Source organism: Geomonas terrae (genome assembly GCF_004791675.1).
Classification (GTDB): domain Bacteria; phylum Desulfobacterota; class Desulfuromonadia; order Geobacterales; family Geobacteraceae; genus Geomonas; species Geomonas edaphica.
In genome coordinates this window covers 1,030,209-1,049,836 of record NZ_SRSC01000002.1, presented here as the reverse complement: position 1 = coordinate 1,049,836, position 19,628 = coordinate 1,030,209, and the positions used below count along the sequence as shown (strand labels likewise).

At 60.5% G+C, this 19,628-nt stretch carries 23 protein-coding genes; 10 read left to right on the top strand and 13 right to left on the bottom strand.

Features of this window, described 5'->3' with window-relative positions:
• Window positions 1-186: 186 nt before the first annotated feature.
• The 3 genes from E4633_RS11715 (at window position 187) to E4633_RS11705 (ending at window position 5,549) form a co-directional block, all read left to right on the top strand.
• A complete protein-coding gene (locus E4633_RS11715) occupies window positions 187-3,222 on the top strand; it encodes an ATP-binding protein (protein ID WP_135870413.1) in 3,036 nt (1,011 codons plus the stop codon).
• A 157-nt stretch (window positions 3,223-3,379) separates the two neighbouring features.
• Window positions 3,380-5,095 (top strand): hybrid sensor histidine kinase/response regulator, encoded by a 1,716-nt coding sequence (locus E4633_RS11710; RefSeq protein ID WP_246038043.1) that lies wholly within the window; start codon window positions 3,380-3,382, stop codon window positions 5,093-5,095.
• A 13-nt stretch (window positions 5,096-5,108) separates the two neighbouring features.
• Window positions 5,109-5,549, top strand: coding sequence for an EamA family transporter (locus tag E4633_RS11705; protein ID WP_135870412.1), 441 nt, complete (start codon window positions 5,109-5,111; stop codon window positions 5,547-5,549).
• Between the two features lie 16 nt (window positions 5,550-5,565).
• On the opposite strand, the gene E4633_RS11700 is transcribed toward E4633_RS11705, so the two are convergent.
• Entirely contained in the window at window positions 5,566-5,835 is a 270-nt protein-coding gene (locus tag E4633_RS11700) for a DUF2917 domain-containing protein (protein WP_135870411.1), read from the bottom strand.
• A 14-nt stretch (window positions 5,836-5,849) separates the two neighbouring features.
• Window positions 5,850-6,845 (bottom strand): GlxA family transcriptional regulator, encoded by a 996-nt coding sequence (locus tag E4633_RS11695; RefSeq protein WP_135870410.1) that lies wholly within the window; start codon window positions 6,843-6,845, stop codon window positions 5,850-5,852.
• Between the two features lie 189 nt (window positions 6,846-7,034).
• Between E4633_RS11695 and E4633_RS20980 the strand changes: the two genes are divergently transcribed.
• The 4 genes from E4633_RS20980 (at window position 7,035) to E4633_RS11675 (ending at window position 8,487) form a co-directional block, all read left to right on the top strand.
• Window positions 7,035-7,268, top strand: coding sequence for a DUF4160 domain-containing protein (locus E4633_RS20980; protein WP_135870409.1), 234 nt, complete (start codon window positions 7,035-7,037; stop codon window positions 7,266-7,268).
• Window positions 7,265-7,708, top strand: a complete 444-nt coding sequence (locus E4633_RS11685) for a DUF2442 domain-containing protein (RefSeq protein WP_135870408.1) — start codon at window positions 7,265-7,267, stop codon at window positions 7,706-7,708. The genes E4633_RS20980 and E4633_RS11685 overlap by 4 nt, the downstream gene beginning before the upstream one ends.
• Before the next feature lie 183 nt (window positions 7,709-7,891).
• Window positions 7,892-8,173 (top strand): type II toxin-antitoxin system RelE/ParE family toxin, encoded by a 282-nt coding sequence (locus tag E4633_RS11680; RefSeq protein WP_135870407.1) that lies wholly within the window; start codon window positions 7,892-7,894, stop codon window positions 8,171-8,173.
• An 11-nt stretch (window positions 8,174-8,184) separates the two neighbouring features.
• Window positions 8,185-8,487 (top strand): HigA family addiction module antitoxin, encoded by a 303-nt coding sequence (locus E4633_RS11675; RefSeq protein WP_135870406.1) that lies wholly within the window; start codon window positions 8,185-8,187, stop codon window positions 8,485-8,487.
• Between the two features lie 46 nt (window positions 8,488-8,533).
• Here the strand turns inward: E4633_RS11675 and E4633_RS11670 are convergent, their stop codons facing one another.
• The gene (locus tag E4633_RS11670; RefSeq protein ID WP_135870405.1) at window positions 8,534-9,037 is read right to left on the bottom strand and encodes a ferritin-like domain-containing protein; all 504 of its coding nucleotides are present in this window, start codon (window positions 9,035-9,037) and stop codon (window positions 8,534-8,536) included.
• A gap of 264 nt (window positions 9,038-9,301) precedes the next feature.
• On the opposite strand from E4633_RS11670, the gene E4633_RS11665 reads away from it, so the two are divergent.
• Window positions 9,302-10,921, top strand: coding sequence for an NADP-dependent glyceraldehyde-3-phosphate dehydrogenase (locus E4633_RS11665; protein WP_135870404.1), 1,620 nt, complete (start codon window positions 9,302-9,304; stop codon window positions 10,919-10,921).
• A gap of 94 nt (window positions 10,922-11,015) precedes the next feature.
• Here the strand turns inward: E4633_RS11665 and E4633_RS11660 are convergent, their stop codons facing one another.
• The 8 genes from E4633_RS11660 to E4633_RS11625 all read right to left on the bottom strand — a co-directional run bounded on the left by E4633_RS11660 (window position 11,016) and on the right by E4633_RS11625 (window position 15,848).
• Window positions 11,016-11,423: an iron-sulfur cluster assembly scaffold protein gene (locus tag E4633_RS11660; protein WP_135870403.1), complete on the bottom strand. Its 408-nt coding sequence runs from the start codon at window positions 11,421-11,423 to the stop codon at window positions 11,016-11,018.
• Between the two features lie 259 nt (window positions 11,424-11,682).
• Window positions 11,683-12,381 carry a cytochrome c biogenesis CcdA family protein gene (locus E4633_RS11655; RefSeq protein ID WP_135870402.1) on the bottom strand — a complete coding sequence of 233 codons (699 nt, stop codon included), beginning with the start codon at window positions 12,379-12,381 and terminating at the stop codon, window positions 11,683-11,685.
• Entirely contained in the window at window positions 12,378-12,758 is a 381-nt protein-coding gene (locus tag E4633_RS11650; protein ID WP_135870401.1) for a thioredoxin family protein, read from the bottom strand. The genes E4633_RS11655 and E4633_RS11650 overlap by 4 nt, the downstream gene beginning before the upstream one ends.
• A 28-nt stretch (window positions 12,759-12,786) precedes the next feature.
• Window positions 12,787-13,014 carry a thioredoxin family protein gene (locus E4633_RS11645; RefSeq protein WP_129126023.1) on the bottom strand — a complete coding sequence of 76 codons (228 nt, stop codon included), beginning with the start codon at window positions 13,012-13,014 and terminating at the stop codon, window positions 12,787-12,789.
• A 22-nt stretch (window positions 13,015-13,036) separates the two neighbouring features.
• Window positions 13,037-13,984: a permease gene (locus tag E4633_RS11640; RefSeq protein ID WP_135870400.1), complete on the bottom strand. Its 948-nt coding sequence runs from the start codon at window positions 13,982-13,984 to the stop codon at window positions 13,037-13,039.
• A 10-nt stretch (window positions 13,985-13,994) separates the two neighbouring features.
• Window positions 13,995-15,041: an ACR3 family arsenite efflux transporter gene (gene arsB / locus E4633_RS11635; protein WP_135870399.1), complete on the bottom strand. Its 1,047-nt coding sequence runs from the start codon at window positions 15,039-15,041 to the stop codon at window positions 13,995-13,997.
• Window positions 15,038-15,457 carry an arsenate reductase ArsC gene (locus tag E4633_RS11630; protein ID WP_135870398.1) on the bottom strand — a complete coding sequence of 140 codons (420 nt, stop codon included), beginning with the start codon at window positions 15,455-15,457 and terminating at the stop codon, window positions 15,038-15,040. The genes arsB and E4633_RS11630 overlap by 4 nt, the downstream gene beginning before the upstream one ends.
• A gap of 49 nt (window positions 15,458-15,506) precedes the next feature.
• A complete protein-coding gene (locus tag E4633_RS11625; protein ID WP_135870397.1) occupies window positions 15,507-15,848 on the bottom strand; it encodes an ArsR/SmtB family transcription factor in 342 nt (113 codons plus the stop codon).
• Window positions 15,849-15,983: 135 nt separating this feature from the next.
• Between E4633_RS11625 and pstS the strand changes: the two genes are divergently transcribed.
• Window positions 15,984-17,012, top strand: coding sequence for a phosphate ABC transporter substrate-binding protein PstS (pstS, locus tag E4633_RS11620; protein WP_135870396.1), 1,029 nt, complete (start codon window positions 15,984-15,986; stop codon window positions 17,010-17,012).
• Between the two features lie 156 nt (window positions 17,013-17,168).
• Here pstS and E4633_RS11615 read toward each other — a convergent pair whose 3' ends face one another.
• Window positions 17,169-17,507, bottom strand: a complete 339-nt coding sequence (locus E4633_RS11615; RefSeq protein WP_407925456.1) for a hypothetical protein — start codon at window positions 17,505-17,507, stop codon at window positions 17,169-17,171.
• A 338-nt stretch (window positions 17,508-17,845) separates the two neighbouring features.
• On the opposite strand from E4633_RS11615, the gene E4633_RS11610 reads away from it, so the two are divergent.
• Window positions 17,846-18,712: a universal stress protein gene (locus E4633_RS11610; protein WP_135870394.1), complete on the top strand. Its 867-nt coding sequence runs from the start codon at window positions 17,846-17,848 to the stop codon at window positions 18,710-18,712.
• Between the two features lie 225 nt (window positions 18,713-18,937).
• On the opposite strand, the gene phoU is transcribed toward E4633_RS11610, so the two are convergent.
• The gene (phoU, locus tag E4633_RS11605; RefSeq protein WP_135870393.1) at window positions 18,938-19,609 is read right to left on the bottom strand and encodes a phosphate signaling complex protein PhoU; all 672 of its coding nucleotides are present in this window, start codon (window positions 19,607-19,609) and stop codon (window positions 18,938-18,940) included.
• Window positions 19,610-19,628 lie beyond the last annotated feature (19 nt).

Here is a 19,628-nt window from a genome sequence, read left to right as displayed (position 1 = left end):
GCTCAGCGATCAGTGCAACAGGAACGGTTCCGTATTATCGGCTAAAGTCACCGGGGCGTTTGTCGATACGCTTTCATGTGGATTTTTGAAAGAGGAAATACTTTTTCGCTCTCCCGACACGCGACCTGATCCAGTGGCCACCGTTTTCAGCCATGTCCAAGCAAGAGCCTACTGAAGGACGCTGGCATGTCACTGAGAACATTTCTCACCCGGCTTATCCTGTCCTGCGTGCTGCCACTTGTGCTGCTGGCCGCCTATCTCGCCGCCGACAACGTCAGCGCACTCAAAAAGCAGTACGAACTCCAGGCCCAAACCCTCACGCGCAACGTCACCATCGCTCTTGACCGGCAGGTGGAATCACTGGTGTCGGGACTGCAGGTGCTGGCCGATTCTTCCTCAGCCGGCGACCCGGCACGTCTTGGCGAGCTGTACCATGAGGCGCAGCTCTTCCATCGCACCTTCGACAGTCACGTCCTTTTCTCCGACCTCTCAAAACAGATGATCCTCAACACGCGCGTTCCCTTCGGTATGCCGCTGCCCCACCTACCGGCGTTTCGTGGACGGTCAGCTTTTAGTGCCGTCATGGCGACGGGAAAACCCGCGGCGAGCGATCTATTCTTCGGTCCGATCGCCATGACTCCTCTTGTGTCGATCGCCGTGCCGGTGGTCCGTAACGGGCGTATCACGCACGTCCTTCTCTGCCTCACCGAAGCGAGCAAATTCCAGCATCGCCTCGACGAACTGGTCATTCCCGCCGACTGGACGGTCTCCGTCGTGGACGGAAACAACGCGCTGATCGCCCGCCGCTCGCCCAAGGGGGAGCACCTGAAGCAGGCGCAGGGGGCGTTGGGGCGCTTCAGAGCCGTTTCCACGCTGGCGCCCTGGACGGTGGTCGTCGAGGTGCCGGAAAAGACCTACGGGGCCCCCATGCACGGCGCCGTACTCGCCATGTTCGCTGTCATCGCGGCGGCAACCTTCGTGAGTTTGACCGGTGCGCTGCTCGCCGGTCGCCGTCTCGCGCGCTCGGTGGAGGCGCTGGCGCAGGCGCCGCAACCTGCCGAAACGGGCGCTCCCATTACGGAGATCGAGAAGGTGCGGGGGATGCTTCTCTCCGCGGCGGCCGCCCGCGAGGAGGCCGAGGCGACGCTTCGGGAAAGCGAGGAGCGTCTGCGCCTTCTAGGCGACAACCTGCCGGAAAGTTACGTGTACCAGTACCTTCACGAGGCGGATGGCCGCACCCGCTTCGTCTACCTGAGCGCCGGTTTGGAGCGGGTGCACGGCGTCACGAGGGAGGCCGTGCTTGCGGACGCCTTGGCGCTGCACCGGCAGATCGACCCTGAGCAACTGCCTGAACTTGCCAGGCAGGAAAAGGCCAGCGGCGATGCGTTGTCCGATTTCAAGATGGAGCTGCGCATGCGGCGCGCCGACGGGGAGTGGCGCTGGCTGCAGCTGCGCTCCCGCCCGAGGCAGAGGTCTGACGGGGTCGTCGTCTGGGACGGCGTCGCCACCGACATCACCGAGCCCAAGCTGGTAGAGGCTCGCGTCGAGCATCTGAACCGGGTGCTGCGTGCGGTGCGCATGGTAGACCAGCTCATCGTGAGGGAGCAGGACCCGCTGCGCCTCATCGAGGGGGTGTGCCAGCTTCTCGTCGAGCACCGCGGCTACGGCAGCGCCCTCATATTGCTCACCGACCGTGCAGGAGGCATCCTGCAGGTGGCGCAGTCCGGCGCAGGCGACCCCTTCCCCGGGATGTCCGAAATGTTGAGCCAGGGGGGCATCCCTCCCTGCTGCCGCAAGGAGGACGGCCCGTCCGGTGTGTTCAGCCTGACGGAAGGGGGGCACGTCTGCGCCGGCTGCCCTCTTTCCAAAGGGCTTAGGGAACACAGGACCATGTGCATCGTCATGCGCTACGAACAGGACTTGCACGGGCTGATGGTGGTATCCCTGAACGGCCAGGAAGGGGTGGACAACGAGGAGACTGAACTCTTCGCAGGGCTTGCCGGCGACGTGGCCTTCGCCATCCACAACATCGAACAAGGGCGGGAGAGGGTCCGCATGCAGGACGAGCGCGACCGTTTCGAGACGGAGCTGCGCCAGGCACAGAAAATGGAGGCGATCGGCCAGCTTGCCGGAGGCATCGCCCACGACTTCAACAACATGCTGAGCGTGATCGTCGGTTTCACCCAGCTCGCTATGGTCGATCTCGATGCGGAGGACCCCCAGTACCGCAACCTGGAGCAGGTCAGAAAGGCGGGAGAACGCTCGGCTGAACTGACGAGGCAACTGCTTGCCTTCTCGCGCAAGCAGGCCGCGGCCCCACGGGTAGTGGATCTCAACGAGCTGATCGCGGAGCAGCGCAAGATGCTCTCGCGGCTCATCGGGGAGGACCTGGAGGTGGAGTTTCAAGCAGCGGAGGAGCTGTGGAACATCAGGATCGACCCTTCCCAGGCACACCAGATCCTCACCAACCTGGCAGTGAACGCGCGGGATGCCGTGCAGGGGGTGGGAAAGGTGACCATAGCCACCGCAAACGTCAGCCTGGACCCGGACGAGAGCATGCATCTGCAACTCGCGCCCGGCGAATACGTTCTGCTCGCATTCAGCGACACCGGCACCGGGATGGACCTGCAGACCCAGGAGCGGATTTTCGAGCCGTTCTTCACTACAAAGAAGGAAGGGAAGGGGACCGGGCTCGGACTCTCAACGGTGTACGGCATAGTGCGGCAAAATGCCGGCGCGATCCAGGTGGAGAGTGCCCCCGGCGCAGGCACCACGTTCCGCATCTACTTCCCCCGCACCGTGGAGGAGGCGGCAAAGGGGCAGGAAAACAGCCACGAGACGCAAGCCGCCGGCACCGAGACGGTGCTGGTCGTCGAGGACGAGGAGCAGGTCTTGAACCTCACCCGCGTCATGCTCGAACAGGCGGGGTATCACGTCCTGCCGGCGCGCGGAGGGGCCGATGCCCTGGCCATGTGCAAGAGCTACCAGGGCGAAATCCATCTCCTTTTGACCGACGTGGTCATGCCGATGTTGAACGGCAAGGAGTTGCAAGATCAGGTGCTGGGGGCCAGGCCCGGCGTGAAGACCCTGTTCATGTCGGGATACGGTGAGGAGATCATTTCCCATCGCGGCATCCTGGATCGCGGTACCGCGCTCCTCTCCAAGCCTTTCAGTGGAGATCAGTTGTTGCGCAAGGTGCGCGAGGTGCTCGATGCACAGTAGTAATGGCAGGATTCACTGTCATAACATTCTCTTGAACTGTCAGAAAAGACCTGTATATTTTCCGCAATGCTCATTGTCCAAATCATTACATGTTATTGATGACATCGCTCAGTGCAATGGTGTCACTATAATGCGAAGGTGACTTACAGAGGGCCGAGTGATCGACAAGCCAAGTGACAGCGAAGAAACCGCGCTCTATCGTTTCATCATCGATACCATTCCACAGATCGTTTGGACCGCCACGCCTGACGGGGCGCAGGACTTCGCCAACCTGCGCTGGTACGAGTTCAACGGCCTGATCCCCGGCGAGCCCGATCCGGAGCCGTGGCGCAGCATAATCCATCCCGACGACGTCGCCATGACCGCCCAGAAGTGGAAACGCTCGCTGGAAACCGGGGAGCCGTACAATTGCCTGCACCGCAACCGCAGGTTCGACGGCGAGTACCGCTGGGTCCTCTCCCGGGCCGTGGCGCAGCGCGACGAGTCCGGGCGGATCGTGCGCTGGATCGGCAGCGGCACCGACATCACCGAGCAGAAGGTCGCCGAGGCCGAGATGCTCAGGTACCGCGATCACCTGGAGGAAGTGGTGCGGGAGCGGACCGCCGAACTGGTCGTGGCCAAGGAGCGGGCCGAGGTGGCGGCGCGCGCCGTCCTCGAGGCAAACGAACTTCTGGAACAGCGGGTTGAAGAGCGGACCGCGGAACTGAGAAGGACGGAAAAGGAGCTCAGGCAGGCCCAGAAGATGGAGGCGATCGGAACGCTGGCCGCCGGTATCGCCCACGATTTCAACAACATCCTCACATCGATCCTCGGCTTCACCGACATGGTACTGCACAAGCTGCCGCAGGACGGGGCGGGGCGCCCGGAGATGGAGCAGGTCTTCACGGCGGCCCAGCGCGCGGCCGACCTGGTGCGGCAGATCCTGAGCTTTAGCAGGCGCACCGAACAGGAGCGAAAACCGGTGCATATGCTGACGGTGATGGACGATGCCATGAGGCTGCTCCGTTCCTCGCTTCCCGCCTCGATCGCCATCCGCAAGGAGGTTTCCGTCCCCCCTGAAGCCGACAAGGTGCTCGCCGACGCCACCCAGTTGCACCAGGTGCTGATGAACCTCTGCACCAACGCCTACCATGCCATGCTGCCGCAGGGGGGGATCCTGACCGTCTCCCTGGAGTCGGTCCCTGCCGCCTCGCCACTGCTCTTCCCATTCCCTTTTCTCGACCCGGTCGACCACCTGAGGCTGTCGGTGCGCGACACCGGCCGCGGCATAGAGAGCCGCACCCTCGAGCGCATCTTCGATCCCTACTTCACGACGAAACCGGCCGGGCAGGGTACCGGGCTCGGGCTTGCCGTGGTGCAGGGGATCGTCAAGAACCACGGCGGCGCCATCTCCGTGCACAGCGAGGTCGGCGCCGGGACCTGCTTCGAAATCCTCCTTCCGGTGGTGGTCGACGAGATCGTGCACGAGGAGGACGTGCCTGAGCAGATGCTCCAGGGGCGTGAGCGCATCCTGTTCGTGGATGACGAGGAATCCCTCACCGTCCTAGGCAGGGGGATACTGGAGAACCTGGGGTACAGCGTGGTCACCGCCCTTAGCGGCACGGCCGCCCTGGACCAGTTCCGGGCCGATCCCGCCGCTTTCGACCTGGTGATCACGGATCTCACCATGCCGGGACTTTCCGGCAAGGCACTCGCCCGCGAGATCACCGCCCTGCGGCCGGACATCCCCATCATCCTTTGCACCGGGTTCAAGGAGACCTTCGAGGAGGCGGACCGCGAGGTCGGCATCCGGGCCTGCCTCATGAAACCCTACACCATGAAGGTGCTCAGCCATACGATAAGGCAGGTGCTGGATCCCCGGTCTCTGCAATGAAAAGGAGGTCAGCATGTGGAACTACGTAACCCAGGCCCTCACCGCTTTGGTGAGTTTCGCCCTCATGGTGATGTTCATGACCGCGGCCGTGAAGCGTGGCGTGTCGGTCCCCTTCGCCATGCTGGTACTCTCGCTGGTGCTGACGGTATCGTTCGCGGTCTGGTCGGCGGGAGATTGGGGGATGTGGGATGCGTGGAAGTCCGCCGTTCCCCTGTTGGTCGCCGCGGGTGCCTGCAGCGTGCTCGGGAACTGGGCCATGTTTCTCGCCACCGCGTCGAGTGCGAACGCCGGGTACGCCCTCGCCATCATCGGCTGCCAGTCCGCCCTGGTGCTGCTTCTTTCCTACTGGTTCCTCGGTGGGGAGATGCACTGGCTGAGGCTCGTCGGCATCGCCACCTGCCTCATCGGCGTGGTCATCATCAGTTGGCCGCTCGCTCCTGCCGTGAAGGGGTAGCTTCGACGGCTTGCAGTCAGGCGGGGCGAAAGATCGGGCAGGGGGGGACTACGCGGAGTGCACTGCGGGAGTGGAGACTTTGGAAGAGGACGGCGCAGGGGGCGAGTGCCTCCAAAAAGAGTGTCTCGCCGCTGCGTACCTCGAGCCGCGCTCCCGCCGACAGGCAGTAGTCACGGGTATCGTTCGTTCTCGTGAGCCAGAGTTTCCCGGCGGTAAGGGTTATGGATGCGATCCCGTCCCCAGGCTGCAGGGTGAGCAGCTCTCCTTTTTGCAGCTCGCAACGCATGGCAACCTCCTTTTTTAAAAGCGCGTCCGGTAGGCGATCGGGGTGACGCCGACCTCGCGGATGAAGGCGCGCCGCATCTGTTCTGCGCCGGTGAAACCACTGTCACGCGCCACCCGCTCGAGCGGCAGCGTGGTCTCCTCCAAGAGGGCGATGGAGCGCTCCAGCTTCAACTGGTCCAGGTATTTGGCCGGCGTCGCGCCGGTCTCGCGGACGAAGACCCTGGCGAAGTTCCTCGGGCTCATCGCCGCCCGGTTCGCCAACTCCTCGACTGTGACCCTACCGCACCGGTTTTCCTTGAGCCACGACAGAAGCGGCGCGAGCTGCCCACCCTCGACCATCTGGGCCCTCAACTGCGTGCTGAACTGGGCCTGCCCGCCAGGGCGCTTCAGGAACATCACCAGGCGTCTTGCCACGGCGAGCGCCATCTTCCTGCCGAAATCCTCCTCGACGAGTGCTAAGGCCAGATCCATCCCCGCGGTCACCCCGGCCGACGTGGCCACCGAACCGTCGCGGGTGTAGATGGCGTCGTTCTCCACCTCCACCTCCGGGTATTCGCGGCGCAGCCGCTCCAGATCGAGCCAGTGCGTCGTGGCGCGGCGGCCGTTTAAAAGTCCCGCCTCGGCGAGCAGGAAGGCGCCGGTGCAGACCGAGACGAGGCGCCGTGTGCACGGTCCGGCCTGCGCCAGCCATTCGATGAGCCGCCGGTTCTTAAGCGCCACCTCAAGCGCCGCGTCCGGGCTTCCTGGAACCAGGACGGTGTCCGCGGTCTCCGGGAACTCATCCCAGGCGTGGTCCGCCACGATGCGCACCCCGGGACAGGTGGTGAAGGGACCGCTCTTCTCAGCGAGCAGTACGATCCGGTACCCCGGCTGTTCCGGCGCCGTTTCCGAAAGGCAGCGGTTCAGCATGTTGAACACCTCGATCGGCCCGGTCACGTCGAGCAGGTCCGCTCCCTCGTAGGCCGCCACCGCCACGGTGCGCGCCGCATCCTTTGTCTCTCTCTTTTTCATCGTCCTCTCCATGGCGCAGATAATTGCACAACCGCCCGCGCGGTTCAATGACAACGAACCTGCAGATACTGCCAAGGTTGCTTTGGGTGAGGGAGCCAAATTTGGAAGGGGTGGGTAGGGCCGGTGCGGTGCCTTTAGTGACGCAGGATGAGCTTGACCTGGTGAAACCGTTTCGCTATCATTTCGCCCATGCCCACGATCATGCGATTCAGCACGAGCAGGTTGACCATATATCCAAACGAACACGGCCTCCCTCATTTCCATCTGGAATTTATCGATGGAGACCGTTGCTCTGTCGCAATTGAAACTTTGGAAATCCTGGTGGGGGAAGTCAACCCGCCGAAGAAGATGGCCGAAGCGATCAAGTGGGCTGTGGAAAACCAAGCATTACTTTTTGCGAAATGGGAGGAGATAACACGATGAACAAACCACCACGCATCGAAGAAGTGACAGCAATAGTACCCGCCAGTCTCATGATTCGGTGGACGACAGGTGAGACAATGCAAGCCGACATCGGAGATTGGATGGCCCGTTTTGCTCTCCTGCTACCGATTTGTGATCCGGAGGTCTTTGCGATGGCGCAGGTCGGCTGGTATGGGCACAGTGTCGCATGGGGGGACGACATCGAGTTGGGGGCGGACCAACTGTATAGTCGCTGCAAAGCACAGGCAGGGGAACCCTCTCCGGCAGAGTTCAACGAATGGATGAAGCGCAATGAACTTTCCCTGTCGACCGCTGCAGATGCTCTTGGCATGACCCGCAGGATGATAACCCATTACAGGACAGGCAGTAAGGCGATCCCGCGGCACATATGGCTTGCCTGCATCGGGTGGGAGACCATCAAGCACCGCAATGCGGCGTGAGATTTCACATCTCGGTATGAGCCTCAACCAGTGGGCCGCCGAAGTCTTTTCCAAGGTTTCCTGAGATCCATCAGCTACAGAAAACAAGAAAGCCCCCTCCGTGCGGAAGGGGCTTTTTAGATTTACGGAAAGGGAGGGGAGAGGAGTTCTTGACAGGTATAAACAATCTGTTTACATTCTGCCATGATCGTATCGTTTGCAAACAAGGAAACAGAAAGGCTCTTCGCCGCGGGGAAGTCGAGAAAGCTTCCTCCGGAAATCATCCAGCGTGCGATCATGCGGCTGACCCAATTGGACAGCGCACGCGAAGTCACTGACCTGTTGTTGCCACCGTCAAACCGGCTTGAAGCTCTTTCCGGCACAAGATCAGGTCAGTGGAGTATCAGAATCAACGACCAGTGGCGTATCTGTTTTTCATTCGCGAACGGCGAAGCAACTGCTGTCGAAATAAACGATTACCATTGAGGAAAAGGATCATGTCTATCCCAAACGGCCTTCCTGCCATTCATCCCGGTGTATTCCTGAAGGAGATACTGGACGAACTCAATGTATCGCAGAATGCCTTTTCAAAGGCGATAGGCGTTTCTCCAATGCGGGTTTCGCATGTCATCAAAGGGGCGCGCCCTGTAACTGCGGAGTTGGCGCTCCTTTTCGGAAAAGCCTTGAATCAGACGCCGACTTACTGGATGAACTTGCAGACGACTTACGATCTGAAGACCGCAGAGAAGGAACTTGCCCTGAAGGTACGTCAAGTGCACCCGCTTTCGAAGGCTGCGTAGGAGGAGGCGGAACCACAGTTCCGCCTCGTTTTAGTCTTTACACCTTTTACATCTTCAACGCGCCGATCATCAGCTCGTAGTCTTCCAGAAGCGACTGCAGGTCCTCCTCGTGCTCGACCTCCTGCTGAAGGATGGTGAGCACCATGTTGTAGGTGACGGGGTCCTTCTCGCGGGTCAGGTCGAGGAGCTTCTTGTACACGCTGATGGCGCACTGCTCACCCTTGATGTTTTGCTCCAGGATCTTCTTCACGAAGGGGTCGTCCGGGGCGTCGTAGCCGCAGTTGGTGAGCTTGTACCACTCCTCGGGTTTGGTTACCGGCGTTCCCCCCAGCTGAATGATGCGCAGGGCCACCATGTCGGCGTGCGCGAGTTCTTCGGTCGCGTGCACCAGCAGTTCGGCGCCGACGGCGTCCTTCATAGGTCCCTTCACAAGCTTTGCCCCGAGCCAGTACTGGTAATAGGCGAACCACTCATCGCAGAAGGCGCGGTTCAACAGAGTGAGAAGCTCTTCCACGTCCATGCCGACAATTTCGCGTCCCTTAGATCCCATCCTGTTTCTCCCTTTGTTCAAGAAGTTTCCAGCCTGATCCTGTCTAAACCTGGAAAAGGCTGCGTCAATAGCCAAGGCTCAAACGAGTATAGCGGCGCTCTGTCAATGCGCAAATTATCGTTGAAGCAGAAACACTTCGGCTCATTAACAAGTTGACCCTCGCTCCCAGTTGGCGTATAGCTTTTCGATGACTTCGTGGCTTCCCGGGACCCTCCGGTAGCGCGAAACGTCACCCGCAATAACATCTGTCGGAAGGAAGGCAACGTGAAGAAGAAGCTCGCAGGACTGTCCCCGTTATCGCAGGAAATCCCCCCCCAGTACCGTATCGAGAACCCGATCCGCCAGGAACTCTACCTGATCGGCGGCGAGCTGCGCCGCTGGGAAGGGCCGATGCAGGAGGTGCTTTCGCCGGTACAGGTGCGAACGGGTGAGCAGTCCGAAGCGCAAAGGGTAGGGGAGGCACCGGCGTTGTCTGTTCCCGCAGCGCTGGAGGCGCTCGACGTGGCGGTGGCCGCGTACGATAACGGCAGAGGCGCCTGGCCCACCATGTCGGTCGGTGAGCGGATCAAGTGCGTGCAATGCTTTGCCGCATCGGTAAAGGAGCGGCGCGCCGAGGTGGTGAAGCTCCTCATGTGGGAGATCGGCAAGTCGATCAAGGAGGCCGAGGCCGAATTCGACCGCGCGCTCGCCTACGTGAAGGACACCATCGACGCGCTGAAGGAACTGGATCGCGTCTCATCCCGCTTCGTCATCCAGCAGGGGATCATCGGCCAGATCCGCCGCGCCCCCCTGGGCGTCGTTCTCTGCATGGGCCCATACAACTTCCCGCTGTACGAGACCTTCACCACGCTAATTCCGTCGCTCGTGATGGGCAACACCATAGTGCTGAAGCCGCCCCGCTTCGGTGTCCTCATCTTCGAGCCGCTGCTTGAAGCCTTCCGCGACTGCTTCCCGGCAGGTGTCGTCAACACGGTGTACGGCGACGGTGAGGAGATCCTTCCGCCGCTCATGGCGACCGGCCGCGTCGACGTCCTCGGCTTCATCGGGACAAGCCGCGTGGCCGATGCGCTGCGCGCGAGTCACCCCCGTCCGCACCGGTTGCGCTGCGTGCTCGGGCTGGACGCGAAGAATCCCGCCATCGTCTTGCCGGACGCGGACCTGGAACTGGCGGTAGAGGAGTGCCTCTCGGGTGCACTGAGCTTCAACGGGCAGCGCTGCACCGCGCTGAAGATCATCTTCGTGCACCGCAGCATCGCGGAGGGATTCCTGAAGGGGATGGCGGAGGGGATCGGGCGGCTGAAATGCGGCGTACCCTGGCAGGAGAAGGTGGCGATCACCGCACTCCCCGAGCCGGAGAAGCCTGAGTACCTGGAAGGGCTTTTGCGCGACGCGGAGAAGCACGGCGCGCAGGTGGTGAACGACTGCGGTGGGACCAGGAGCGGCTCCTTCTTCTACCCTGCGCTCCTTTACCCGGTGACGCCGCAGATGCGCGTCTACCACGAGGAGCAGTTCGGCCCGGTGGTCCCGGTGGTGGTCTTCGATGATCTGAAGGAGACCATCGACTACGTGGTCAGCTCCCCCTACGGCCAGCAGGCGAGCATCTTCGGGCGCAACGAGGACCAGTTGGCCCAGTTGATCGACGCGCTGGTGAACCAGGTCTGCCGTATCAATATCAACAGCAAGTGCCAGAGAAGCCCGGACAGCTTCCCCTTCAACGGCCGGAAAAACTCCGCCGAGGGAACCCAGTCCGTAGCGGATGCGCTGCGCGTCTTCTCCATCAGGATCGTGGTCGCCGCAAGGGAAACGGACGCGAACCGGGAGATCATCACCGGCATCGTAAAGGAGAGGAAGTCCCATTTCCTCTCCACCGATTACATCCTCTGATTCTTAAAACACATGCCGTAAAAAAAACTCCGAAAGCGCCTTGAGCGTTCTCGGAGTTTTTTGTTTTGAGTGAGTTGGCTGGGGCGACTATGCCTTACGCGCCAGTCGCGAAGCAAAAGACGGGGTCTTCCTCCGAACTGCGATACTGGTGCACCGCCGTGTGAAGCGCGGTGGCGGCCATGCGGCAGCAGTACATTTTCTCCTCTGGCATCCCCCCGAGTGCCCTCGCGATGGTGACGGGTCCTATGGCCAGCACTTCGTCCAGGGATTTGCCGACGGCAAGTTCCGTCGCAACCGAGGAGGCGGCTACCGCGGCGGGGTTACCCTTGGCGAGAAAACGCGCCGCTTCAACCTGCTCATCACGGATCTTGAACAGGTAGAGAAAAGCGTCTCCTTGCGAAGGATCTCCCGCCTGTACCAGCACGTCCGCGTCGGTCAGTAATCCTAAGTTGCGAGGGTTTCTGGCGTGATCCCATATCTTGGTGCTGAACAACTCGGCCATCATACCTCCATTGCTAGGTTCGTCGGACAGGCCGCGTTTTATCATTTAGAAATATGAATGTCAAGATGTAACGGTCGCACCTGTAGTTACGACGCTATCGATGGTGTTTTATTGGTTCTTCATGGAACTGACCCGTGGAGTACGGCTGTCCAGGAAGCGCAGCATGAGCCGTACGTTCCCCCCTTCGCCAAGGCACGGGGGGCAGGGGGGATTTGCTTTTACAGGGGGATGCTGGATCCAGGAGTGTTGAGCCGAAAGCTCACAGTAAGGAGGCGAGCCCCTGCCAGACGAACCATCCACCCGCGATGGCGACGATTGCGCCACTAAACCGCTTGGCCCACGTGGAGAGCCCCTGGATCCCCTTCGACTTGGCGAAGGATTCGACGAACCCGGTGCAGGTCCCGGCGAAAAGCATGAGGAGGCAGTGCCCGATGGCGTAGCAAAAGAGGAGGGCGATGCCGTAGAGGACCTGCGCCTTGCTCGCCACCAGGGTGAGCAGCACGACGAGCACCGGCGTGGCGCAGGGGGAAGAGACGATGCCGAAGAAGAGGCCGAGGATGAAGGCTCCGAAAAGTCCGGCCTGCCGCGGGCGCCACTCGGTGCGCCACGGCAGTTCGAACCGGTACATCTCCATCATCTGCAGCCCCATGAGAAGGGCGATGGTCCCCGCGATGAGGTACCACTTGCCGCCGAGGGTGCCGAACATGGTGCCGAGAAGCCCCGCCGCCGCCCCGAAGGCGGTGAAGGTGAGGGAAAGACCGAAGACGAAGAAAAGCGAGTAACGAAACGCCTTCATCCGGTCCCCGTCGGCGTATCCCCCGGTGAACCCGACCACCAGGGGGATGGTGGTCAGGACGCAGGGGGATGCCGAGGAGAGGACACCGGCGAGAAAAACCGCCCCAAACGCCGCGAACGGGTAGAGTGCGATGATGCGCTCGATGTCATCCAGCATGGTCACTTGAGCCCCGCAGCCTTCAGATCCCGCACCATTTCCGTCTTGTCGATGAACCCGATGTGCCGCTTGATCTCCTTGCCGTTTTTATCGAAGAAGATCTGCGTCGGGATCATCTGCACGCGGAACTTGTCAGCGGCCGCCTGGTTTTCGTGAACGTCGATGAAGAGGACGGAGGCTTTTCCGCGGTACTCGGCAGCGAGGTTCTCCAGGATCGGTGCCATCTTTTTACAGGGGATGCAGGTGCGGGCTCCGAGGTCGATGACGGTCGGTTTCCCGGAGCGAAGCGCATTCGCCACGGCGGCGTCCGTTGCTGCGGGGAGCTCGGCGTGGGCGAGAGCGGCGGAGACGAGTAAAAGCGCGAGGGTGGCTGCGATTTTCATGGCGGATTCCCTTTCTGTGTGTCGGCGGCTACAGGAGCGCCATGATTTCTATGATCGACGCGACCTTGCCGGAGAACGCGACCTTGCCGTCGATGACGAGGGCGGGGGTGCTCATGACGCCGTACTTCATGATGGAAGGGATGTCCTCGACTTTCACGACCTCGGCGTCCTTGCCGCTGTTGGCGACGGCGGTAACGGTGTGTTCGTAGAGGGTCTTGCATTTGGCGCAGCCGGTTCCGAGCACTTCGATTTTCATGTCGTTCTCCTTTTCTGGGTGTTTAGAGGATGGCGTTGAAGAGATACCCCACTATCGTTATCGCAACGGCGACAATGCCGAAGAAAGTTGCCAGAAGCGGCCGTTTGAGGACGTTGCTGAGGATCACCGCCTCCGGGAGCGAAAGCGCCGTCACCGCCATCATGAAGGCGAGCACGGTTCCCATCGCCATACCCTTCTCCATGAGCGCATGCACGATGGGGATCACTCCGGCGGCGTTACTGTAAAGCGGCACCCCAAGTGCCACCGCGACCGGCACCGCGAAAGGGTTGTCCCGTCCCGCCCAGCGCGCGAGAAAGTCGGCGGGGACATAGCCGTGGATGAAGGCGCCGAGCCCGATACCCACGATCACGTAGGGCCAGATCTTCTTCAGAAGGCCCAAGGTGTACTCCCGGGCGTAATCGAGCTTCCCCCGAAAATCCGGAATGACTAGGTCGGCCTGTCCCACCTGCATCTGCCAGACGTAGTCCTGGACGTACCGCTCCATCTTCAGCTTCCCGATGATGATTCCGGCGACTATGGCGACCACGAGTCCCGTCCCGATGTAGATGGCGGCAATCTTCCAGCCGAAGAGCCCCCAGAGCATGATGAGCGCCACCTCGTTGACCATCGGAGAGGAGACGAGGAAGGAGAAGGTGACTCCTAACGGTACTCCGCTCTCGACGAAGCCGATGAAGAGGGGGACCGCCGAGCAGGAACAAAAGGGGGTGACGATGCCCAAAAGGGCGGCGAGCACGTTGCCGACGTACTCCCTTTTGTGCGCGAGCATGCGCTTGGTCTTCTCCGGCGGGAACGAGGAGCGGATCACCGCTACGACGAAGATGATGGAGGTGAGCAGGAAAAAGATCTTCACCGTGTCGTAGAGAAAGAAGTTGAGCGCCTCGCCGCCGCGGGAACCGGGAACGAGGCCGAGCAGATCGAAGGTGAGGTAGTCCGCCGCTTGTTTCAGCATATCAATCCCCCTATGCTGCCGTCATTCGGCGCTGGAACCAGAAGGCGACGTTGACCAGGCCGATCATCACCGGCACCTCGACCAGGGGACCGATGACCGCGGCGAAGGCGGCCCCGGAGTTCAGGCCAAAGACCGCTACGGCGACGGCTATGGCGAGCTCGAAGTTGTTGCTCGCCGCGGTGAAGGCAAGCGTCGTGGTCTTGCTGTAGTCGGCTCCCATCCGTTTTCCCATCCAGAAGGAGACGAGGAACATGACGATGAAGTAGATCAGCATGGGGATCGCGATGCGCACGACGTCCATGGGGAGCTGCACGATCAGCTGTCCCTTCAGGCTGAACATCACCACGATTGTGAAGAGGAGGGCGATCAGGGTGATGGGACCGACCTTCGGGACGAACTCCCGGTGATAGCGCTCCTTGCCCATGAACTTCACGCCGAAAAGACGGGTCAGGGCGCCGGCGATGCAGGGGATGCCGAGGTAGATGAAGACGCTTTTCGCGATGTCGCCGATGCTTACGTCCACCGCCACACCCTGAAGACCCACGAGCGGCGGCAGCACGGTGATGAAGAACCAGGCATAGACGCTGTAAAAGAGGACCTGGAAGATGCTGTTGAAGGCTACGAGGCCCGCTGCGTACTCGGTGCTACCCTTCGCGAGTTCGTTCCATACCACCACCATGGCGATGCAGCGGGCGAGACCGATCATGATGAGGCCGACCATGTACTCCGGCTTGTCCGGCAAAAGGAGCACGGCAAGGACGAACATGAGCACCGGCCCGATCAACCAGTTCTGAATGAGAGACAGTGCGAGGACCTTCTTGTTGCGGAAGACCTCGGGCATCTCCTCGTACTTAACCTTGGCGAAGGGGGGATACATCATCAGGATGAGTCCCGCCGCGATCGGTATGTTCGTGGTGCCGACCTGGAAACTGTTGACGAGTGTCTCGACACCCGGGACAAAGTAGCCGAGCCCCACGCCGAGCGCCATGGCGGCGAAGATCCAAAGGGTCAGCCAGCGGTCGAGGAAAGAGAGTTTGCGGGAAAGATGTTCGCTCACTTGGTGCCTCCGAAGGTTTCCATGATCCAGTTCTTTATTTCGTCACGCACGCGGCGAAACTGCGGCAGGACTTCCTCCTCGCTTCCCTGGATACGCGAGGGATCGTCGAAGCCGTAGTGGGTGCGCGTGACACCTCCGATGAAGAGAGGGCACTTGTCGTTGGCGTCCCCGCAGAGGGTGATGACGTGATCGAAGCTTTGCCCCTCGAACTCATCGACGGTCTTCGAGTACTGGCCGGAGATGTCGATGCCGATTTCGGTGAGGACTTTCGCCGCGAGCGGGTTCACGCGGGTCGCCTCGGTCCCTGCGGAGAAGGCTTCCACCTCGTCTTCAAGGAAATGGTTCGCGAGCCCCTCGGCCATCTGCGAGCGGCAGGAATTGTGGGTGCAGAGAAACAGGATCTTTTTCCGGGGCATGTGCGGCCTCCAATATCCGTTCCGGCGGATATATGCGGGCAAAATTTTTTTAGGCGCAGCTGTTGTCGCAACCGAAGCCGGCGAGTGTTTCGCGATCGTCCGCCGAGGTGCCGGTCTTCAGGAGCTGTTTTTTCAGAAGCGGGATGAGCTCACTCTGCGGTCCCGCGTTCTCGCGCACGGAATAATAGATCCAGAGGCCGCAGCGGCGGTCATTCACCCATCCGGTCTTCTTCAGGATGGCAAGCTGGCGCGAGATGGTAGACTGTGGGAGTTTCAAAGCGGCGATGATGTCGCAGACGCAGAGCTCACCACCCTCGCCAAGAAGCAGCGCGAGGATGCGCAGTCGGGTCTCATCGGCCAGCGATTTGTAGAGAAGCAGGATGTCGTTCATGGGTGAGGACTATATCCGCATTGGCGGATGTAGTCAATGATGATTTATCTGTCTTCACAGATTCTTGCTGAGGCTGTAACGAAACCGCAACATTTGGCTCCTATAGTTTGCACAAACAGACAAAGGAGAAAATGAATGATTCAGACGATCAAAAAGGCATTTTTCGCTCTCGCTTTGGTAGCCGCAGTGGGCGGCGCAGGCCAGGCAAACGCAGCAACACTCATAAACGGAGCCGGCGCAACCTTCCCGTATCCGCTGTACTCCAAATGGTTCACCGAGTACGCCAAGGTGGACAAGAGCGTCAAGTTCAACTACCAGTCCATCGGTTCGGGCGGCGGCATCAAACAGATCACCGCGCAGACCGTTGACTTCGGCGCAAGCGACAAGTTCCTCTCTGACGCCGAGCTTAAGGGCGCCCCGGGCAAACTGATCCACATCCCGACCGTGATGGGCGCCGTTGTTGTCACCTACAACCTCCCCGGCGTTCCCTCTGGCATCAAGCTGAACTCCGAGGACGTCGCCAACATCTACCTCGGCAAGATCACCAAATGGAACGATCCGAGGATCGCTGACGACAACAAAGGTGTGAACCTCCCCGCCAAACCGATCATCGTCGTGCACCGCTCCGACGGGTCCGGCACCACCAGCATTTTCACCGATTACCTCTCCGGCGTGAACGCTGAGTGGGCGAAAAAGGTCGGCAAGGGCGCCGCGGTGAAGTGGCCTGTAGGTCTTGGCGGCAAGGGTAACGAGGGGGTAGCCGGACAGATCAAGACCACCCCGTATTCCATCGGTTACGTCGAGCTTGCCTACGCCTTCGAGAACAAACTCCCCTACGCATCGCTCAAGAACCAGGCAGGTGTCTTCGTGGCACCTTCCATCAAGTCGACTAGCGCCGCCGCGGCAGGTGCGGTTAAAAACATGCCGGCTGACTACCGCATCTCCCTGGTGAACCAGCCCGGCAAGGACGCATACCCGGTGGTCGGCTTCACCTGGCTCCTCGTCTACGAAAACCAGAAGGACGCCGCCAAGGGTAAACACCTGGCCGAGTTCCTTAACTGGGCCATGACCAGGGGACAGAAGATGGCCGCCCCCATGCTCTACGCGCCGCTGCCGGAGAGCGTAGTGAAGATGGTTCAGAAGACGATAAAGACCATCAAGTAGTCCGCTTCAAAAACAAGAAGAACAACACGTCCGGGTGTGCGGCTTTGCCGCCACCCGGATTTTTCGTTGTCCGCAGGAATCCGCGGATCGCGGAATAAACTGTTCACATAGCGACGCGGTAGAGCCCGCCTTCTATAAGAATCTCTTTACAACCCCTTACAATCCTGACCACGCGCTTTTATCATCACGACCGCAAGCCTTGTCATCGCGACCACGCGCCGCGTTATCGTCACCGCACGCCGTGTTATCGTCACCGCGCGCAGCGTTATCGTCACCTCGCGCAATGTTATCGTCACCACACGCAGCGTCATCGTCACCGCGCGCAGCGTCATCGTCACCTCGCGCAATGTTATCGTCACCACACGCAGCGTCATCGTCACCACGCGCAATGTTATCGTCACCACACGCAGCGTCATCGTCACCGCGCGCAGTGTTATCGTCACCGCGCGCAGCGTCATCGTCACCTCGCGCAGTGTTATCGTCACCTCGCGCAATGTTATCGTCACCACGCGCAGCGCTATCGTCACCACACGCAGCGTCATCGTCACCGCGCGCAGCGTTATCGTTACCACGCGCAGCGTCATCGTCACCGCATGCAGCGTCATCGTCACCACGCGCAGCGTTCTTAAGACCAGGTGTTTCACCATCGTGAAGACGAGCTCGCTGGCGTGGAATGGAACTGCATCTTGCCGGTACAGCAGGAGTTTAAAGGATCTGGGGGGCTGTTAGCGTTCTCTGAAAGGTAAGTGCTAACTTACTGTGATCGAGCTGTTGACTTGATATTTGTGCGAGAGCTTGGAAAATGTAATGAGCAGTAAAAAAAGGAGGCAAGCATGTTCAGAAAAATGATGGTTTGCACCGATCTGACTCCTGCTTCATTTTCCCTCATCGCATGTGCCGCTCAGTTACAGCAGATCGGTACAAAAGACATCGTGTTGCTACACGTGGTAGAGTCGGTCGCGGCCTCTGCTGGAACGCTTTTGTCATCCGAGGCAGAGGGAGCTTTTCGGAGGCAGAAGGAACTGCTTGAAGAGCATGGTATCAACGTTGCCGCCGAAGTGCTTCATGGCGTGCCTGCTTCGGTCCTGGACGCGGCTGCGGAGAAGCATGATGTGCGCGGGATCGTTATAGGTTCGCACAGCAAGGCTGTGATCGCGCTTGCCACCTTGGGGAGCGTGTCCGCGGCTCTCCTGGCCCGGACCTTGCGCCCGCTGCTGCTTTATCGTGTTGATGCCGCGGAAAGAGTAGGGGGAGGGGGCGGAGACGAAGGGTGCGGCAGCCTGTTCAGGCATATCCTTTTCCCTACCGATTTCTCGGATGCGTCTGAGCGGGGGCTTGACTACCTCGGTAAGATCGCACTGGAGCAGCATGGCGCCGCGATCACGCTCTTGCACGTCCTTCCCAGTGATGAGGATGCCGAGGATGGACGAACCGAAGAGGATGCGCAGTATCTGCTGGAAGCGAAGAAAAGGCGTCTTGAGCGGCTTGGGGCAAGCGAGGTTGGCATCGAACTTGTGCGCGGCGAAGCGGCGGATGAAGTGATCAATAGGGGAAAAGCAGGGCTTTATTCGTTAGTCGTCATGGGGTGCCAAGGTAAGGGGGCACTGAAGCGAGTCATGGTAGGGAGCACCGCCGAGCAGGTCACCCGCCGCATCGAAGTTCCGGTACTGCTCGTTCCGGGAGAACACCACGTGGAATAGCCGTCATGAAAAATAGTGTCGTTAACGAAAATGCCACGGCAGCCGCCGTGGCATTTTCGTTGGTGATCAAGCGTCAGGTTCCGCTGCATTCCCCCTCTCCCTCCGGGAGAGGGTGCCCGACGGGCGGGTGAGGGCGTTGCTGCGAAGGGACGAGGTTGTCGCTGCCGATGCCCTCACCCCTGCCCCTCTCCCGGAGGGAGAGGGGGGCTTGGACGACCAGCGTACCTATGCAATGGTATGCCTGATGTCCTTCCCCTTGATCATGAAGATGACCATCTCCGCAATGTTGGTGGCGTGGTCCGCGATGCGCTCAAGGCCCTTGGAGACCTGAATGATCTTCATGGCGCGGCTGATGCACTTCGGATCTCCCATCATGAAGGTCAAAAGCTCGCGTTGGATCTGCTCGTTCAGCTCGTCCACGCACTGGTCGTCCTGGCAGACCTTTATGGCCAGGGCGTCGTCGCCGCGGACGAAGGCATCAAGCGCCTCTTTCACCATGTCCGAGGCCGCCTGCGCCATGCGCGGCAGGTCTATGTACGGCTTCAGGGCCGGCTCCTGGTTCAACTCCCGCGCCCTCTTGCAGATGTTGGCGCACTGGTCGCCGATACGCTCCAGGTCGGTCACGATCTTCAGCGCCAGGGTGATGAAGCGCAGGTCGCGCGCGGCAGGCTGACGGCGGGCCAAAACCTCGAGGCACTTCTCGTCGATCACCATCTCCAGCGTGTTGATCTCGTGATCGAAGGCGATGGTCCGCTCGGCGAGCTCCGTGTCCCGCTCGACGAGGGACTTCATGGCATTGGCGATCATCACCTCGACCTTACCCCCCATCTCAAGGAGCTTCTCGCGTATCTGGTTCAGCTCGTTGTCGAACTGTCTGCTGAAATGTTCTCTCTCCATGTCTTCTCCGCTTTCCTTG

Coding starts and splice junctions, on each gene's coding strand:
- E4633_RS11715 (WP_135870413.1), top strand. CDS start 187: ATGTCACTGAGAACATTTCTCACCCGGCTTATCCTGTCCTGCGTGCTG.
- E4633_RS11705 (WP_135870412.1), top strand. CDS start 5,109: ATGTGGAACTACGTAACCCAGGCCCTCACCGCTTTGGTGAGTTTCGCC.
- E4633_RS11700 (WP_135870411.1), bottom strand. CDS start 5,835: ATGCGTTGCGAGCTGCAAAAAGGAGAGCTGCTCACCCTGCAGCCTGGG.
- E4633_RS11695 (WP_135870410.1), bottom strand. CDS start 6,845: ATGAAAAAGAGAGAGACAAAGGATGCGGCGCGCACCGTGGCGGTGGCG.
- E4633_RS20980 (WP_135870409.1), top strand. CDS start 7,035: ATGCCCACGATCATGCGATTCAGCACGAGCAGGTTGACCATATATCCA.
- E4633_RS11685 (WP_135870408.1), top strand. CDS start 7,265: ATGAACAAACCACCACGCATCGAAGAAGTGACAGCAATAGTACCCGCC.
- E4633_RS11680 (WP_135870407.1), top strand. CDS start 7,892: ATGATCGTATCGTTTGCAAACAAGGAAACAGAAAGGCTCTTCGCCGCG.
- E4633_RS11675 (WP_135870406.1), top strand. CDS start 8,185: ATGTCTATCCCAAACGGCCTTCCTGCCATTCATCCCGGTGTATTCCTG.
- E4633_RS11670 (WP_135870405.1), bottom strand. CDS start 9,037: ATGGGATCTAAGGGACGCGAAATTGTCGGCATGGACGTGGAAGAGCTT.
- E4633_RS11660 (WP_135870403.1), bottom strand. CDS start 11,423: ATGGCCGAGTTGTTCAGCACCAAGATATGGGATCACGCCAGAAACCCT.
- E4633_RS11650 (WP_135870401.1), bottom strand. CDS start 12,758: ATGAAAATCGCAGCCACCCTCGCGCTTTTACTCGTCTCCGCCGCTCTC.
- E4633_RS11645 (WP_129126023.1), bottom strand. CDS start 13,014: ATGAAAATCGAAGTGCTCGGAACCGGCTGCGCCAAATGCAAGACCCTC.
- E4633_RS11640 (WP_135870400.1), bottom strand. CDS start 13,984: ATGCTGAAACAAGCGGCGGACTACCTCACCTTCGATCTGCTCGGCCTC.
- E4633_RS11630 (WP_135870398.1), bottom strand. CDS start 15,457: ATGCCCCGGAAAAAGATCCTGTTTCTCTGCACCCACAATTCCTGCCGC.
- E4633_RS11625 (WP_135870397.1), bottom strand. CDS start 15,848: ATGAACGACATCCTGCTTCTCTACAAATCGCTGGCCGATGAGACCCGA.
- pstS (WP_135870396.1), top strand. CDS start 15,984: ATGATTCAGACGATCAAAAAGGCATTTTTCGCTCTCGCTTTGGTAGCC.
- E4633_RS11610 (WP_135870394.1), top strand. CDS start 17,846: ATGTTCAGAAAAATGATGGTTTGCACCGATCTGACTCCTGCTTCATTT.
- phoU (WP_135870393.1), bottom strand. CDS start 19,609: ATGGAGAGAGAACATTTCAGCAGACAGTTCGACAACGAGCTGAACCAG.